Origin of the sequence: Arthrobacter sp. 147(2020) (assembly GCF_013116715.1) — a bacterium.
Classification (GTDB): domain Bacteria; phylum Actinomycetota; class Actinomycetes; order Actinomycetales; family Micrococcaceae; genus Arthrobacter_D.
Window position 1 is genome coordinate 59,928 of the sequence record NZ_JABFOM010000015.1, and the last position, 15,940, is coordinate 75,867.

15 protein-coding genes are annotated in these 15,940 nt (G+C 65.1%); 3 read left to right on the plus strand and 12 right to left on the minus strand.

Annotation, left to right across the window (positions count from 1 at the left end):
* Positions 1-259: 259 nt before the first annotated feature.
* From HMI58_RS11250 to HMI58_RS11305, 12 genes are read right to left on the minus strand one after another with little or no spacing between them, the layout of a single operon-like run.
* Positions 260-664, minus strand: coding sequence for a DUF4913 domain-containing protein (locus HMI58_RS11250; RefSeq protein WP_171619827.1), 405 nt, complete (start codon positions 662-664; stop codon positions 260-262).
* On the minus strand, positions 661-2,349 hold the full coding sequence (locus HMI58_RS11255; protein WP_171619829.1) for a TraM recognition domain-containing protein: 1,689 nt from the start codon (positions 2,347-2,349) through the stop codon (positions 661-663). Before HMI58_RS11255 ends, HMI58_RS11250 begins: the two co-directional genes overlap by 4 nt.
* Positions 2,346-3,887: a hypothetical protein gene (locus HMI58_RS11260; RefSeq protein ID WP_171619831.1), complete on the minus strand. Its 1,542-nt coding sequence runs from the start codon at positions 3,885-3,887 to the stop codon at positions 2,346-2,348. Before HMI58_RS11260 ends, HMI58_RS11255 begins: the two co-directional genes overlap by 4 nt.
* On the minus strand, positions 3,887-5,419 hold the full coding sequence (locus tag HMI58_RS11265; RefSeq protein ID WP_171619833.1) for an SCO6880 family protein: 1,533 nt from the start codon (positions 5,417-5,419) through the stop codon (positions 3,887-3,889). The genes HMI58_RS11260 and HMI58_RS11265 overlap by 1 nt, the downstream gene beginning before the upstream one ends.
* A complete protein-coding gene (locus HMI58_RS11270) occupies positions 5,416-7,173 on the minus strand; it encodes a hypothetical protein (RefSeq protein WP_171619835.1) in 1,758 nt (585 codons plus the stop codon). The genes HMI58_RS11265 and HMI58_RS11270 overlap by 4 nt, the downstream gene beginning before the upstream one ends.
* Positions 7,155-7,970 carry a hypothetical protein gene (locus tag HMI58_RS11275; RefSeq protein WP_171619837.1) on the minus strand — a complete coding sequence of 272 codons (816 nt, stop codon included), beginning with the start codon at positions 7,968-7,970 and terminating at the stop codon, positions 7,155-7,157. Before HMI58_RS11275 ends, HMI58_RS11270 begins: the two co-directional genes overlap by 19 nt.
* Before the next feature lie 40 nt (positions 7,971-8,010).
* The gene (locus tag HMI58_RS11280) at positions 8,011-8,316 is read right to left on the minus strand and encodes a hypothetical protein (RefSeq protein ID WP_171619839.1); all 306 of its coding nucleotides are present in this window, start codon (positions 8,314-8,316) and stop codon (positions 8,011-8,013) included.
* A 14-nt stretch (positions 8,317-8,330) separates the two neighbouring features.
* A complete protein-coding gene (locus HMI58_RS11285; RefSeq protein WP_171619842.1) occupies positions 8,331-8,939 on the minus strand; it encodes a DUF6668 family protein in 609 nt (202 codons plus the stop codon).
* Entirely contained in the window at positions 8,936-10,342 is a 1,407-nt protein-coding gene (locus tag HMI58_RS11290; RefSeq protein WP_171619844.1) for an AAA family ATPase, read from the minus strand. Before HMI58_RS11290 ends, HMI58_RS11285 begins: the two co-directional genes overlap by 4 nt.
* Positions 10,342-11,913 (minus strand): hypothetical protein, encoded by a 1,572-nt coding sequence (locus HMI58_RS11295; protein ID WP_171619846.1) that lies wholly within the window; start codon positions 11,911-11,913, stop codon positions 10,342-10,344. The genes HMI58_RS11290 and HMI58_RS11295 overlap by 1 nt, the downstream gene beginning before the upstream one ends.
* Entirely contained in the window at positions 11,910-12,551 is a 642-nt protein-coding gene (locus HMI58_RS11300; RefSeq protein ID WP_171619848.1) for a hypothetical protein, read from the minus strand. Before HMI58_RS11300 ends, HMI58_RS11295 begins: the two co-directional genes overlap by 4 nt.
* A complete protein-coding gene (locus HMI58_RS11305) occupies positions 12,548-13,666 on the minus strand; it encodes a transglycosylase SLT domain-containing protein (protein ID WP_171619850.1) in 1,119 nt (372 codons plus the stop codon). Before HMI58_RS11305 ends, HMI58_RS11300 begins: the two co-directional genes overlap by 4 nt.
* A gap of 174 nt (positions 13,667-13,840) precedes the next feature.
* On the opposite strand from HMI58_RS11305, the gene HMI58_RS11310 reads away from it, so the two are divergent.
* From HMI58_RS11310 to HMI58_RS11320, 3 genes are read left to right on the plus strand one after another with little or no spacing between them, the layout of a single operon-like run.
* Positions 13,841-14,569: a hypothetical protein gene (locus HMI58_RS11310; RefSeq protein ID WP_171619852.1), complete on the plus strand. Its 729-nt coding sequence runs from the start codon at positions 13,841-13,843 to the stop codon at positions 14,567-14,569.
* Complete coding sequence (locus tag HMI58_RS11315) at positions 14,566-15,336, plus strand: hypothetical protein (RefSeq protein ID WP_171619854.1); 771 nt, start codon at positions 14,566-14,568, stop codon at positions 15,334-15,336. Before HMI58_RS11310 ends, HMI58_RS11315 begins: the two co-directional genes overlap by 4 nt.
* Before the next feature lie 10 nt (positions 15,337-15,346).
* The gene (locus HMI58_RS11320; protein ID WP_024477300.1) at positions 15,347-15,655 is read left to right on the plus strand and encodes a hypothetical protein; all 309 of its coding nucleotides are present in this window, start codon (positions 15,347-15,349) and stop codon (positions 15,653-15,655) included.
* Positions 15,656-15,940: the final 285 nt, after the last annotated feature.

The window sequence follows — 15,940 nt, forward strand, 5'->3', positions numbered from 1 at the left end:
CATCGGGGCGTGTCATCTCCCATGTGCGGATACACCGGTCCCCCACACCGACCCCCGTCTACGCATGGTTGCGGGCATAAATAACATCCTGGTTCGCATCTTCTATGTGCTGTTTCTCAGCGCCATCATCTCGCTGTTCGTCGGGTTCGGGATCTCCACGTTCCATCCAGGACCCGAAATGCCAGACCACCCGTCCACCTACGGACTCGAATACGATTCACCGGTCTACGAGCTACCCGCGCAGCATCCCAGCCGAAGGTCACCACGCCCAATTAGGCGGTGGCTGCTCTGTAGCAAGGATGCGACGAGCCGTCTTCTCCGCGTGCGTAGTCCCGCACTCACCGAATGGGCCTCGCTTGGTGAAAAGAACAGTAGCGTGGCGGTCGAAGTGATCAATCCACCACGAGGACATCCCACCGCTGGCCTGGGCTTCAAGCCATTGTTCATAGAGGGCTCGGAACCTGTCGACGGCCTCGGGGTGATTCCACCACTGGGAACACCAGTGCTGGTTCTGCGATCGGTCCACTGACTCCAGCATCGCTGCAAGGCCCTCTACCCAATCCACCAACTCTTCCGGAGTGAACGCGAAGTCCTCTCCCCCGCCCTGACCGTTAGGGTCGATACCGGCGGCATCGGCTACATCATCGTCATGGGGTGCGGTCATGAGAGGTGTCCTCTTGTGCCTGTCTTGATACGTTCGACCGTGGAGCCGATACGCGCGCTGATGGTCTTGTCCCGGAACCAGGGCACGGTACGCACGATCGTCCCTCCCCCGTTGGAGGTCTTCACCCACGCGCGGTTAGCCGGAAGCTCGGAGAGCTGGGAGACGGACATGATGTCGCGCCGCTGAGTCTGCACCGAACGGGATGACCCGTTCCTCGAGGTGGAGGAGCTGCGGACTTTTGCGTCGTACTGGCCGATGGTCTTGGACAAGGATTCGAGGAACTGTGTGTCGTCGGACCCTCCACCGTAGATCTTGATCGCGGCTGCGGACCACAGGGTGTCCCAGCCGGTGCGTTCAAGCATGGCCACGCCCTGCCCGCGGGTCTGAAAGTACGCGCTGACGACGATTCCCATGGACCCGAAGAACGAATACCACTCAGGCAGCTGCTTGAGCTTGACGACGTTCCCGACCTCGTCCAGATCAGCGACAAGGGGTACCTGCAGGCGGCCACCCGCCCGCCGGGCTGTGTGCTGGGCTACGGTGAACACGGCGTAGACAAGGGTGGAGACGAACGCGGCACCGGAGCCGGCGGCGTCCTGTGAGAGCAGGATCAAGGTGTCTTTGCTGGTGACGAAGCTGACCGGGTCGAATACCGGAACGCCGGGAGTCGGCGTCGACCACGCGACCAGCTCGTCGTGCACGAGGGCGGAAGCCATGCGCTGCGCGCTGGCTGCCACGGACCCGCGGGTATCCTCCGGCTGGGCGCTCATGCCCTTCAACGCCGACGCAGGGCCTGCGTGGCCGGCGCGTTCCAGGAGTTCGGCTGGTTCCATGAAGTCCGCTGAGGCTGCCCATCGCAGGACCTCCTTCATCGTCTGGCCGTTTTTCGCGGCCGCGAGCAGGCACCAGGACAGGAAGTCACGCCCTTGCGAGTCGAACTGGGCATCTCCCTTGCCCTGACCGGCGTTCGGCGCGGACGAGGTTTCGAAGATCGATGCGACCTCGCCTGCGCTCACGGTATCGGTGACGACGGTGAGCGGGTTGAAGATCATCGCGGGCCGGTGGCTGTCGCGCCAGATCCGCTGCGGATCGAACAGCCACACTGTTCCGGTATCGGAGCGGGCGGCCAGGACCTCAGCCACGCCGTCGACCTTGTTGCTGGTCATCATGTACGGGCCGGGGGCTTCGGTGGCGTGACGGACAATCTGTGTCGTCGTCTTGCCCCTCCCTGTACCCCAGACATGGGTCGAGCACTCACGCCAGCCCTGGATAACTGCCTTGGTGCCGGTCTCCCCTGCGTACCCGATCGTCAGGCCCGGGCCGATGCCCTTCGCCTCAGGGTGTAGGCGGGCCGCTTCAGTGAGGCGGGCATCGAGCATCGCCGGACGCATCTTCCCGCCAGGACTCATGCGCCGCGACGCCTCCGCGGTCCTCGACACCGGGCGGGTGCTCCACCACGCAAAGGCAGCGATGACCACGACCGCTTCCACGCCGAGCAACCAGCTCGCGGCCACCGGCCACGGATCCCCCATGGCAAGACCAATCCCCAATGTGATCGGGTTCCATGACAGGTCGGTGGGAACCGGTGTGAAGGCTTCCCCGAGGTGAATCAGGGCGACGGCGACGAACGCGGCCAGGACGACGCTCGAGAACGCGATGACTGGGCCGTTCTTTTCGTTCTTCATCGGTTCACCTTCGCCTGCGCAGCAGCCCAGGCCTGGTTCGTGTTGTGGGATCTGAGCTCGCCGGCGGTGAGGTTCACCCGGAACGGCACACCAGGTTCGGACCCGGTCTTCAGCATGAACCGGCCACGTCCGGGAGGCGGTGACACCTGATTGGTGTTGGGGTTCATCGACCCTTCGGCCGACCAGCCGACCAGCATCGCTTTCTCCCGCTCGGAGACGGGGAACACCGTTTCCAGCAAGTCCATCTCGTTCTGCGCCAGCCCACCGAAAATCTTCATGGAAGAGCGTTCCACGAAGCCGGTGGCGATTTTTGTCAGTTCGTCGGTGGACAGCTGCAGGTCCTTCATGGAGTGCGTGATCATCAGCTGACCCAGGCCCTTGGTCCGGTTCAGGCGCGTGATCGAGTCGATCTGGTGGACCAGCAGTTCACTGGCGCGCAGGGACTGCCACAGCTCGTCCATGATCATCAGGTGATGGCGTTCCTCCATGAGACCGGCATCGGCGAGGGTCTTCGCGGCCGAGATGCCGGCCTGCCCGTAGGACCAGCACACCGTCTGCACCGCGGCGCGGAGCGTCAGCTGGGACTCGTCGATGAGGGAAATATCGAAGTCCACGGAGGTATCGATCTTCATTTCCTTCGTGGTCTGCTGGCAGAACACGTCCCCGAACGGTCCGTGCTCGCCGAGGGCGTTCAGTCCCGCCAGGAGATTCTTGACCTGCGGCAGGTACTCCGTGGACTCCTCGATGAGCAACGCCGATTGAATCTGCAGCGGCGCGGACTTGATGGCGGCGACGACGTCGCCGACCAGCGGCTGCCGGTCCTCAGCTTCCGCTTTCTCCGCGGCCATGGCGATCGCCATGGACAGCACCGTCTGTTCCTGCTTCTTCGCGTCCAGAGGTTCCTTGAACACCAGTTCGATGAGCCCGGTCAGGGTCATCAGGCGTCGGGCGTGGATCTCGGCGCGCATCTGCCGCTGCATCGGGGCCGGCAGGCGTTGCAGCTCCCGCCAGAGCGGACCGGCGTCGAGCGGGTTGATAGCTCCGACACCGGGGGCGACCTGCACAACCTGCCCGTTGGTTTCCAGGACGACGCCAGCGAAGTCCGGTTTGAGGTCCCCTGCCACGAGGATCAGGAACCCCTGGTCGATCAGCGCCAACGCCATGCGGACGGCGACTGAGGACTTCCCCCGACCGTTCAGACCGAGGATGAACCCGGACGGGGAGGAGATGATGCCGTGCAGGAACAAGCTGATCGGATCCCCGCACACCACGGAGCCGTTGAGGAGGTTCCGACCCAGAACCGCGCCAACCAGCGGCGAGGATGTACCGACGCAGAACGGCCACAGGCCCGCGGTCTGGTTCGAGGTGGCCGTGAACTCCGGCGGAGGTTCTACCCACGTCACCATCCCGCCATCGCGGACCCGCATGCCCTTCTCCGTGAGCTGCGGGAACGCCGAGGCTGTAACGGCGGCCGCGGCCTCGGACCGTCCCAGGAATCGGTCCATGACCTTATCGACGAGCTGATCAAACGCGGACATTAGAGAGCCTTCCTGACGTCGGAGGAGATGGTGGCCAGGTGCTCGGGGACGAGCCCCAGCCCAAGGTTGAAGGAGAACGCGGCGTCGTCGTTGTAGTCACAGGACCGCATGCGGATCTGGATGCCGGTCGCCGCGTTACGCATGATCATCGCCTCGACCTGCGGCAACTGTTCCGGGCTTTCGACCGTCGCGGTGACTCCGATGGCGAAGCGCACCAGTGCAGCGCCCTCGGCCTGCTCCCGCTCTGCCTTGCGTGCCTTTTCGAGGGCGATGATCTGCGAGCTGGTGGGGCGTCGGCCCTTCTGGTTCGTGGCGAACTGCGCATTGGTGAGTGCCTGCGCGACCTGCTGCGCGGACTTCTCCGGCGGCTGTGGGCGGTAGAACACTGTCACGCGCTTCTGGAGCATGCTCGCGTCGGGACCCAGCAGGGCCACCAGTGCGTTCTCGCGGAACGTCCCGGCCGGCGGCCGGAACATCTGCCATGACTTGCTCGTCACCCCGGCGTGGTCATACCTGCCGGGGTATCCGATGGTCCGGGCGGCTGAGGGGCCGACCTCGTTCCAGCCCAGGCCGGTCCCGTCACCGGAAAGACGGGCGCGTTCGACGGCGGCTGCGGCGCGTGGGTTGAAAGCGACGTAGGTCTGGTCGGTGAGGTCAGCGGCCCGCGTCAGGGACACGCTGCCCGCGCCGACGTCCTCGAGTTCTTCCTTGAACCCCTGCAGGAGGGACTTCACATCGGCCACCAGTTCCTCGGCCGAGCGTTCCGGTACACGGTCGCTGTCGTGGGCTTTGCCGCTGAATGTCAGGGCCACCCACTGCTCGAGTTTGGGCACGTTGTGGTTGAGGTTGTTCACGACGTCGTCCATTACCATGCGGGCGAAATCGGGGACTTCGCGGGATCCGGCCTGTTGCCGGGCCACCGCGATAGCGTCAGGCAGGCGTTCGCCCGGATCGGTGGTCGACTGCGTCGTCACGGAAATCTGCTCGACCCGGGCGTTGGAGGCAGCGTCGCGCTGGAACGCGGCCCACGAGCCGACGAGCCGGTTCACGCGGTCCTGATCCAGCAGGCCCAGCCCGGAGGAGTTGGTGGAGAAGAAGACGGTGCCGGTCTTCAGTTTCGGGTGCCACAGCATGACACCCTCGTTGCCAAAAAGGTCCTGGAAATCGATCAGCTCCGTTGCGGCCAGCAGGCCCGGAGCGCGGAATGAACCGTCCGGGATCTGCGAAACGGGCTCGGACTTGTAGACCGTCTTCCCCGCCTTCTTGGCTTTGGAGTGCATGCTGCGCGCAAGCCACCGCTCAGGCTTCGACCGGCCGTGACGGTCCTTGGAGCCAAGGATGGTGGCTGCGATGAACGCGGCCAGGGCGATGCCGACGGCCACCCAAATCTGCGAGGCCATGATGGCGATGAACACTCCGACCGCTCCCGTGCCCAGGACGACGGTCGAGGCCATCGAGAATCCCATCAGACCTGCCGTCCGGTCTTCTGCGATGTTGCCGTACTGCCGGACGATTGTCTGTTCGGTACTCACTGGTCATCTCCACTTTCCACTGCGCGTTCCATGTCTTTTGCTGTTTCCCGTAGTGCGTACTCGAGGCGTTGCTGGCTTTGGGGGGACTTATCCGCCCCTGAGGGCGCACCGGCCCGGAAGCCCTCAGCCGTCGGCGAGGTCGCGGGTGCGGCCCCAGGTGCTTCCGTCGGAGCCTTGTCACCTGATGTTGCGGGCTCTGCCCCGCTTGGTCCTCCAGCTGACGAGCTGCCATCGCCTGCACCGGATGGTGCTTCCGAGGGTGCGCCGGTCCGTTCCGCCTGAGGTTGTGCACCCGTTGGTCCGTTCGAACCGGGCCCGCTGTTTCCGCCAGCACCACCGGCACCGCTGCCGGCACTCCCTGCATCGCCGACCGGAGACGTCTCTGCCCAGGATCGTTCCAGCCGCTGCGCTGCGCCTGAAGGACCACCAGAACCTCCACCGGGGCTTCCATCACTTCCTCCAGATGCCCCTCCACCTGAGTCCGATGCCAGCGCGGTGGGCTGCTCCGGCCCCTGCTCTGCCCCGGACGGGCCGGTGCCACCAGCCCCGCCGCCGGTGCTACCTGCACCACCAGGCATCGCGGCGCCGGTTGCGCCGCTCCCACCTCCACTTGCTGGGACCGCACTGCTGCTGGATCCTCCTGCTGCCCCTGTACCGGCGGTGCCAGAAGCTTCCGCCGCTGAGGCCGCACCAGTTGCTGCAGCGCCTCCACCAGTTGCGGCCACTTCCCCTGCCGTCGCTGCGGCCCCTCCACCGGTGATTGCTGCGGCGCTCCCACCGCCCCCGGCAGCTGCGGCACCGGCGGCCGCACCCACCCCTCCGGTGATTGCTCCGAGGGCGACAGCGCCGCCGACCATAGCCAGGCCGGAAGCTCCCATGCCTTGCGGTCCCGCGCTGACGGCAGGGACGAGGACCTTCGCGAGGGCGGGCATCGCGACGCAAGCACTACTAATGATGACGAGGCCGGTGATCAGGCCGATCGCAGTGTTCCCGAGATCGTTGTCAGCGGTGCCGTTGATGCCTTTCAGGAGCGCAAGTCCTGCCCCATACAGGATCGCCGCAGCAGGCTTGAAGAGGACGACGGCCGCCAACCAGCCCACGGCCTTGTCGAAGGACTTCCGGCCGCGCTCGGTCTGCGACGAGGCAGCGAAGATCGGCAAGACCCCGCACAGTGCGATCGCCGCACCGTAGGAGAAAATCACGATGACCGCGTTGATGATCGCGCCCAGCAGGGCCAGCGGCACGACGAACAGGACTATGCCGGCGAGCTGCACGGTCATCGTCGTTCCCGCGAGAGCTTCCAAGCCCATCGCGGTTCCCAGCCCGTCTTCCTGCGCGGACCCAGAAATGGTGGTTACCAGCCACGGTGCGAGGACGTCGGTCACCCCGAACAGCAGGCCCACCATCGGTACGGCCAGCACCGTGGTGAGGACGGTGCGCACCATGCCCATGATCAGGTTCTCGGTCGAGGCACGGTCCTGATCGCGGGCGAGCTTGATGAGCGCGAACGCTGTGCCGATGACACCGGCCATGCCAACGAAAATCAGCGTCGACTGCTGGATACGGTCGGTCGCGGACCCTGCGCCCATGCCCGGTGCGCCGATCTTCAACCACCAAGTACCGACGAAATTGATCATCTCCGTCAGAACCTGCAGCAGCCAGCCCGCAAGGAACTGGATCAGCCTCTGGATAGCGCTCCCCGCAACGCCTTCGAGGATGTCCCCAATGTTCGGCATCAGGCCTTTGACCCCCATTCGATGTAGGGCTGTCCTTGGTACAGATCCGACGTCATGAAGCTTGTTCCGGAAGCCGGATCAAGCTTCCAATCGCCGTCCTCCCACAGCAGGTCAGCCTGTAGGGAGACTTGCCCGACGAGACCGTCGGACGTAGGAACCTCATAAACCAAGCGGTACGAAGCGGCATCCTCGGAGTAGAAGTCTTGGGTATATCCGATGAGGGTCGATGCTGCGGATGCGGTGCCGTCGGAACCCTGTTCCAGACCGTCTCGGATGCGTTCGGCTTTCTCGGCGAGCCGATCGCGGTCCGGTCCCTCAGCAATGGCAACTTCTACATCATCAGCTGCTTCCTCGCTCACCGAAGGATCTAGGGCCATCGCATAGGTTGCTGCTGCCATGAGGGAGCCTGCTTCGGTATGTGCGAAGCCGACACGGAGTCCGGAAGGCCGCTTCTCGCAGCCCCCGAATTCCGAGAACGGAATGACGTTGTATCCGCCAGCTACCCATTCCTCGACCGCCGGAGCACTGTCAGCGATAGATACATCGTCGTTGTTGAGGTCCGCCTGGCAGTCCCACGCGGTGTCTGCGTCCACGACAGGTCCTGCCGTCGCGGACGCAAACGCCGAGGCAGACGATGGTGCTGTCTGTGAGGCAGCGGTGCGGGGCTCCGCTGCCGGTTCGTCGTTGCTGGGGAAGATGAATACCCGTAGGCCCCATGCCAGGAGGCCGACCAGCACCAGGGCCAGCAACATCAGGGCCGCTCCGAACCACTTCGGGCGGTCCTTGGGCTGGTGGGTGGTGTCCTGTGTGCTCATCGTCTGTCCTTCTTTCGATCAGGTGGTGGGGCGTTGTTTCTCAGGTGATTGCAGTCCACACTGCACCCGAAGCGCCCAGCAGGCAGGCAGCGACCATAGGCCAGATCGGTGCCTCGATCTCGTTGCCCTGCCGACGGTTCCTACCGGTGGAGACGAGACCGAAGATGAAGAACACGAACAGGACCAGGCCCGCGCCCCACAGAACCCAGCCGATAACCTGCGTCAGGCCCTCGGTGCCGGGCGGCTGCGTCGGGGTGAAGGTCTGAGCCGAGAGCGATCCTTCACGAACCGGAGTGAGCGCGTTGATGGTGGTCAGGGTGTGTGCTGCCAGAGTGTTTCCGAACATGGGAGTTCCCTTTCTCAGTGCCCGGGGCGGGCGATCTTTTCGATTTTCCGGAGCACGCTTCTCAGCCGTGTCCCGGAAGCTTGTGGGGTGACGCCAATCTCGCGCCACGAGGGTTCATACGGTGCCGTCATGGCCACTGGGAACATCCGCGCAACCCCGCGCGCGAAGTCCAGGGTCGGCTTCGTCAGCCGGTTCTTCGGCCGGTCGTGGACGACCACGAGGCCGACCAGTTCATAGGGCAGCTGCCCCGAATCGGACTTACGGGCCAGCTGCTGTGCGGCCTCGAGCGAGGACGCACTGGTCGAGCAGACCAACAGGGCCCGGCCAGCGTAGGTGGGGCGCCGCTCGGACTCATCGACGACGTTCTCCGAGCACAGGCCCGCAAGGGTGCTGGTGCCGACGCCACCGGAGGCGCCGACCAGCCACAGTGTCGCGTTGGTCACGGCCACGGGGGCTGCTGGTTCCTCTTCCTCGACAGGCTCTGCGGCGAGGGTCTGCTGAATGTTCTTTGGGCCCCTGAGTGACTCGCGTTGCCCGAGGATCGGGTCATCGTCGATCGGGTCTTCCTGCGGCTCGACCTCCGGCTCGTTGACGAACGGATTGCGCTGCGGGGTCACGGTCACAGTCCCTCCGCGATCTGCGCGGCGGCCCGGAGCCATGCGCGGCGGGTCTGCGGGAGCATCGAGGAGAACCGGATCCTGCCCTCGATCAGTGATGGATCGTAGGGCACGGTGACGACCGACTTCACGAATGGGCGGAAGGACTCAGCGAGCTCGTTCAGCTTCGCCAGACCGTGGGATGGGGTGCAGCCCAGGACGATCACCACGGCGCGGTCCGCCAGCGACTGCGCGTGCTCGTTGCCCGCGCGCAGGGCGCTGAGGACGCGGGATGCGCCTTCGGCGGCGTCATCGACGGACTTGACCGGGATGACGACCTGGTCGGAGTGGCCGATCATTGCTTCCCAGTTGTCCCCGCGTTCGGTGTTGCCCGAGTCCATGAGGATCAGCCGGTAATACTTCTCGGCCACCGAGTAGAGGCGGTGGACCTCGTCGCCGGTGACCTCGTGCCGCTTCTTCGCGCCCGACCGGTCATCGCTTCTCAGCACGTCGTACTGGTCCGAGGGCTGGTGGTGGACGTAGGACGCCAGATCCCCGGCCCGTGCGCCGGCGGTCATGAAGTAGTCCGTCTGCTCGAGGAGGTCGACCACCGTCGCCTCGTGGCCAGCATCGAAAGTCCGCCAACCCAGCGAACCGAGCGAGTTGTTGTTGTCCCACGCAAGGACACCGGAACCGCCGAGGCGGGCGAACACAGCGGACAGGCAGATCACCGTCGGCGTCTTGCCCGCTCCGCCCTTGGGGTTCAGGACCGTGACCGTGCGGGGCCCGGCCCAGTGCTGAGAGACAGTCTTCTCGTCCCGGCGCTGCTCCAGCTCCACCGGGGACGGTGCGAGCTTCAAACCGAACTGATTCAGCAGACCACGTACCCCGACTTGTGCCGGTGAATCGGCGTCCGGCCGGTCGACGAACGACGGCATCGCCGTCCTGCGGGTCGTCAGCGGATCCAATGTCTTTGCCGGTACGACTGCCGGTACGACAGCTGATGGAGCGACGGTTTTCGGTGCGGTCGCTTCCGTGGCCACAGGAGCCTTAACGGGAGCGGGCACAGGAGTGGCGACGGGTGCTGCTGCTTCCACCGCGGCCTCCGGCACGGTCGGCACTTCTGGCGTGATCGGGGACGCCGCAGGCTCGATTGCTTCGGCGGGTTGTACTGGGCCGCTTTCCGTCGGTTCACTATCGGCGGCCTGCTCGACAATGACGCCGTCGGTCTGGACGAGGATCGTGCGGGAGCCGGACGGGTCCTCGATGTGCAGTTCGGTTGCGGTGCTCGTCTCGGCCGCGAGGTCGGTTGCGGTGCTCATGACGGAGCGGCGGGCGTCCATGACCGAGGGGTATGGGGAGGTGGTTTTCTCGCCTCCCAGGTCAAGCTCGAGGGTGCCGGCCGGGTCGATGACAGCGGTCATTCTCATCAGGGGTTCTCCTTCGGGGAAACAGTCGGGGTGGGGCTCGGAGTAGAAGTCGCAGTAGAAGACGGGTTAGGGGATTGGCTCGGTGTTGCGGTGGGTCGGGGTGCGACCTGTGTCAGCGCATACAGCAGGCCGGTGGAGGATCCGTCGGCCCGGGTGATTGCCTTGCCGTTGTCGGTGATGACGTCGGGGATCGCCGCACGGGCCGCATCGGTTGTGGTCTCGGTGACGCCCTGCGCGTTGATGCGCAGCTGCTCGGTGTTGGTGGTCACCCAGGCGTAGCCGGCGGCGAGCTTCCCGGCTCCGGGCAGGCGGTGGGCCTGCTTCGCGTCGACGTCGACCAGGATGGTGCCGGCCATTAGCAGGCCGTTCTCCCGGTCCACCTGGATACCGGAGGTGGCGACGTCGGTTCCTTCGACGTCGACGATGCCCACCTGCGTCGCTTCCGTCGCGTCGGTGGTGTCCCCGAGGGCATAGAAGCCGATGGTGGTGGTGGTGTCGTCGGTCTTCCATGCCGCGACGACCGTCCCGTTTACGGATCCGAGGACCGTGACCAGTTCCGCTCCGGTTGACGGTGCAAGCAGCTTCGCCGGGGCTGGGAGGGCTGCCGAGTCCTGCGTGACACGCCAAATCCGTCCGGAGCGCGAGTCGGCCGCCACCAGGCCGTCGCCGAGGGCTTCTATGGGTTCCGCGGACGCCGGGACCACCCGCGCCGCCGTACTGCCGTCGGCTGCGACGATCAGGGTCCGCTTGTTCGGCAGGTCCACCCGAGGAGCTGTACCGCCGTCCAGGACGATCGTTCCGTCTTTGGGAACGTCGACGCGGATCGGGTCTGCTCCGTCGCCGAACAGGACCAGCTCGCGGGCGGCTGCGGCTGCGACCCTGGATTGTCCGTCGAGGGTGAACAGGGCGAGCTGCGCGACCGTGAACGGTGCGGTGCGCGTCCATCGCTCCACGCCCGTCCGAGGGTCATGGCCGATCAGCTTCGAGCCGTCCACGCTCACGGGCTGGCCGGAGGGATCCAGGATCGCCCGAACGGTCGAACCGGTCATCGGCGTCGCCCAGTCACCGTAGGTGTCCCACCCGGCAGGAGCCGGAACCGGCAGCTGCGCGGGAGGCGGCGTGTAGACGGTCGCTACCGGCTCGGCCGTGTTGTCCTGCAGTGTGTAGAAGGCGCTGGACCCGACTGTGACCGCCAGGATGCCTGCGCTCCCCCACAGCACAGCCTTCCGGAGTGCTGGAGTGCGGCGGCGTGCAGCCTTCGAGCCGGTACGCGCAGTGCCCGTACCTGTGCCGCCGCCGACGGGGGTGGTGTCCTCTCGTTCTTCGAGGGTGCCCAGTTCGGCGTCGACGATCATTTCGTAGACCTCGCCGTCGTCGGTGTGGCCCTGCACCCGACAGGCAGCTAGGCCCAGACGGCGGCACGCTTCCGCGGCTGCGTCGGCTGCGATGTCGGCTGCGGACGCCTCGTCGAGCACCGGGTAGGTCAGGACGTCGCCGTTCGCGTCCGCGACGATTTGGCCCTCGCCGATGGTGAGGCGGATGACAGGCCAGGAATGTACTGCAGGAGTCACTTGCCCTCCCCGGTGATTGAGGCGGTCATGTCGCGGGTCTGGTGTCCGACGACGTCCCATTGGTCCTCTGTCTTCTCGAGGTAGACGGTTACCTGCCGGGGACCGCCGCTCGTTAGCGGCGTCTTGTCGCGAGCGACCCAGCGCCACGTCACGTCGAGGACCCGAATGGCCTTGTCCGGGGCGACGTCCTGCGCGGCGTCACCGATCGCGGGAACTGCCTGGGGAACGCTGTAAGCGCCGTGTTCGGCTGGTTCTAGCCATTCGCCGTTGCTCCCGTTGCGCTCAGGCTCCACCTGGTTCGCCGCCCACTCCGCACTCATCAGGGGTATGGCGCGCACCGCGGCCGCTGTCTCCGTGCGATCCACCGTCGTATCCCACGAGTGCAGCATCAGCGCCGCCACGCGGGCGGTCGAAACGACGTCGGAACGGTCGGCATCCTCCGGGGAGGCGAACGTGTTCCTACCTAGGACCTCATCGGCAGGGAACGATGTGTGGGAGCCTTCGTAGACCTCCGTGGGAGCGGAAATCGGGGCCGCGTCTTCCGATGCGGGCGCGTCAGCGGCGCAGCTGGTCAGGGCGATCATCGAGACCGCGAGAGCGGTGGCCCGGTACGGGTAGGTGTGTGAGCGACGGGTCATCGTACCCACGCTCCTTTCTCTTTCAGAATCGGCTCCGGGTCGAGGTTCCAGCCCTGGTACGGGTAGACGACCTGCGGTGCTTCCGGCTTGTAAATCTCGAGGTGCAGGTGCGTGGCGACCAGCCCGAGACCGGCTTTGTTGCCCTCGGCGCCGACGACGTCGCCGCGCTTTAACCTGTCGCCCACGGCCACGCTGTAGGCGTTGAGGTGGCAGAACGCGAACCCGAAATCGGGATCGTCGCCGTCCTCTTTGGCGATCACACACCCGTCCTTGTCGTTGAAACCCGTGATCCGCAGGTCAGTCAGTGCGATCACCGGGCCGCCAGTGCCGGTTCCGGCGCCCGGGGTCGCGAGGTCTACCCCGACGTGGTCCTGCGCCCACGCGGGCAGGCCCGGGATATTTCGGTGTCCGTAGCCGGAGGTGAAAACACCACCCGGTAGTGGGTTGGTCCACTCGCCATCGCCGAGGTCGCCGTCCCAGGCGATAGTGCCCGCCGGCGCCGTGCAGTCGGCAGAAAACTCGCTCTGTCCGGAGGAAAGGATCTTCTCGACGTACTGCTGGGTCTCCGTGAACGCCGGGATGCCCTTGGCTGCCTGCACAGCACCGGAACCGGCGTTGTAGGCGGCGAGGGTTAGGCGCACCAGTAGGTTGGCGTCGTCACCGGCCAGCGGCTGCACCTGCTCTTTCAGGGCCGCCATATAGAGGCCGTAGGCAGGGATGGCGTCCTCGGCCGAGAACGGATCCCCACCCTCCCCGTACATGGCCCAGGTGCCGGGCATGAACTGAGCCACGCCCTGAGCCCCTGCAGGGCTCCGTGCACCTTCGTTCCAGCCTGATTCCTGCTTCAACTGCGCCGCCACCACACTCACCGGCAGACCGGCAGTCTTCGCGGCGGCGTCGACCAGATCACCCCAGCCGTTCGGGATCGCCGGTGTCGAAGTAATGCCCCCGGCGGTCTCACCTACTGCGGAGACGGCGCACCCAGCAGGCTTTTCCTCGGTCTGCATGAGGATCGCAGCTCCCGCGATGCCGACGACAGGCAGTCCCGCCAGGAGTGGTACAAGGATCACCAGGGCCAGTAGCGGTGACGCTCCGCGCTTCTCGTCTTCGTCCACGATTACCTCCCCCGGGTGTGACGGGCACAGACTGGTTAGGACTTGCCCGGTAAAATTGAGACGGTGAGGAAGAAGGCTGATGCCAATTCCTTAGCTCTTAGAATAGCTTAGATTCTGACATCACGGCTATACGTGTATGCCGTGCCCATTTAGTGCTCTCTTGAAGGAGGTGCCGTGGCTGTTTCTGGTTCTGACTTCAAGCAATGGCTCGAACGACGCGGCATCACCACATCAGCGAGCGAACTGGGCCGCCTGACCGGGCTGCATCGCGTCACGGTGGGCAACCAGATCCGGCGCGGCAGCGTCCCCGAGACGACCGTCGTCGGCGTGGCCCGAAGCGTCGGGATTGATCCCATCGCGGCACTGGGAGACTTCAAGGAGTACCAAGACCTCGACAGTCGGCCCCGCACACCAACGGCCGCGGAAGTCCTGAGCCAGGTCCACCACGCCGACCTCATGGTCGAGCTGCAGCACCGCTTCCACGAAGACCTGTTCCCACGGAATGACAAGGTCAAGATCGATTTCCCCCACGACGGCTCCCATCGCGCGTGGATCGACGCCATCGACACCGGCGACGTCCGGCACGACGTGACCGAGAAGACGGGAACGGCGATCACCTACCTGTTCAGCCAGATCTCGGAGAACAAGCTCACCCCCATCCAGGCGGTTACTGCTGCCCGGGTCAGCGGGACGTCGATGGTCGCGGGGCTTGTCGTCGTCGGACTCATCACCATGAAAGAGGGCGACTGGCCCGAGGACGTCCGGGAGACGGCCCTGATGGTGATGAAAAACGAGGACCTGGTCGAACTCATCCAGCAACGGCTGAATCTCCTCCAGCGCCGCCTCCGGCAGCGCAAGGAAGCCTTCGAATACGCGGAAAAACTTACGGATCTGATCGGATGAACGACAGCATCTACGCCATCTCAGTCAGCTTCATGCTGATCCTGCTCGGCGGCCTCACATTCCACCGACTGACGTCTAAAACGACCCCAGAAGGGGCGCGGGCACTGCTGCGACCCAGCGGCCGGCTGGCCCTCATGGGAATCCTGCTAACCGCGGCCTACGTCTTCTCCATGCCCGGCGTCTACCAGTTCCTAGAAATCTTCGTGCCCATTTCCAACGGCACCGACCTCATCGCCAAATGCTGCGCTATGACAGCTGTAGCGGTCCTCGGCCTTCACCTTGCTATCGCCTACGGCTCAGAGACGGCCACCAGCTGGATCATTGGAAAGCGCGGCGCCCTGGCGGGCGTGATTGCGTCCTCCGGGGTGCTCATCACGCTCCTCATGGCGGACACTCCCGAGGCGTCACCCCGCTTGGAGCTATACCAAGATCAGCCCGCGGTGGAATGGAACGAGGGGATCGTCCTCGCCTACACCGCCTACGTGCTCGGGCCCCTCCTGCTGCCGGTCCTCCGGGACAGCCGCAGGAACCCGCTGCGCTTCGGCCGGCTGGCCTCGAGGCTGATCTTCGTCGGCTTCGTCCTCTCGATGGCACGCGTCATCGGCTACCCGTTGGAACTACGAGCAGGGGCCGAAGCGTTCTACATTTTCGAGCTGGTCACGCACGTATCGACAGCCTGCGTCGTCCTCGGACTGTGGGCTTTCGCCTTCGCCAGGTCACGCCAGCTGGCACGCAAGACATTCGACACCGGCCTGTCGATCAAGTGAGGAGTGGAACATGAGTCAGACACCACCAGAGGCCAAGATCGCTGTAGAGCGCATCCTGACCAAGGCCAATCCCGAGAACGAGGCCTCCTACGCCGTCATCTTCCGTGCCGTCAGAATCTGCATCGAGGCCGGCATGAACCGCAAAGAGACCGCCCGGTACCTCGGCGTCTCTGCCCGTCGAATCGACAGACATGGCCAGTATTTCCGTACCGCCAAGTCGGTCAGAACCCTCTTTAGAGAGGCATTCCACTCAAGGTCGATCGACGTCCCGGCAGAGGATGCTAAGGAGAAGCTGATTCGATGGGCATGGAAGAACTAGCGACGAACTAATTGCTTTGAATCGAAGGACTGTGCCATATTGGTACAGTCCTTCACTCGATAAGGAGATAGATGCAGCCCCACCAACTGCGCCGGGAAGTGCCACGCGACACGCCGCCCCTAGGCCCGGCTTTAGATTGGTCTGTGATCCGGTGGTGCAGCCAGCGACCCGCGGATTCCGTGGTGCCATGAGCCGGATGGGTCTGCGTATGAGCCCTTCCGAATCGGAAGTGGCCGAACGCGCCGACATTCACGCTGTCTCCCAGCACTGGCCGGGACCGCGCAC

What these genes read in the sequence shown, in the direction of transcription:
- HMI58_RS11250 (WP_171619827.1), bottom strand. Translation starts at nt 664, where the DNA reads ATGACCGCACCCCATGACGATGATGTAGCCGATGCCGCCGGTATCGAC.
- HMI58_RS11255 (WP_171619829.1), bottom strand. Translation starts at nt 2,349, where the DNA reads ATGAAGAACGAAAAGAACGGCCCAGTCATCGCGTTCTCGAGCGTCGTC.
- HMI58_RS11260 (WP_171619831.1), bottom strand. Translation starts at nt 3,887, where the DNA reads ATGTCCGCGTTTGATCAGCTCGTCGATAAGGTCATGGACCGATTCCTG.
- HMI58_RS11270 (WP_171619835.1), bottom strand. Translation starts at nt 7,173, where the DNA reads ATGGGGGTCAAAGGCCTGATGCCGAACATTGGGGACATCCTCGAAGGC.
- HMI58_RS11275 (WP_171619837.1), bottom strand. Translation starts at nt 7,970, where the DNA reads ATGAGCACACAGGACACCACCCACCAGCCCAAGGACCGCCCGAAGTGG.
- HMI58_RS11280 (WP_171619839.1), bottom strand. Translation starts at nt 8,316, where the DNA reads ATGTTCGGAAACACTCTGGCAGCACACACCCTGACCACCATCAACGCG.
- HMI58_RS11290 (WP_171619844.1), bottom strand. Translation starts at nt 10,342, where the DNA reads ATGAGAATGACCGCTGTCATCGACCCGGCCGGCACCCTCGAGCTTGAC.
- HMI58_RS11300 (WP_171619848.1), bottom strand. Translation starts at nt 12,551, where the DNA reads ATGACCCGTCGCTCACACACCTACCCGTACCGGGCCACCGCTCTCGCG.
- HMI58_RS11315 (WP_171619854.1), top strand. Translation starts at nt 14,566, where the DNA reads ATGAACGACAGCATCTACGCCATCTCAGTCAGCTTCATGCTGATCCTG.
- HMI58_RS11320 (WP_024477300.1), top strand. Translation starts at nt 15,347, where the DNA reads ATGAGTCAGACACCACCAGAGGCCAAGATCGCTGTAGAGCGCATCCTG.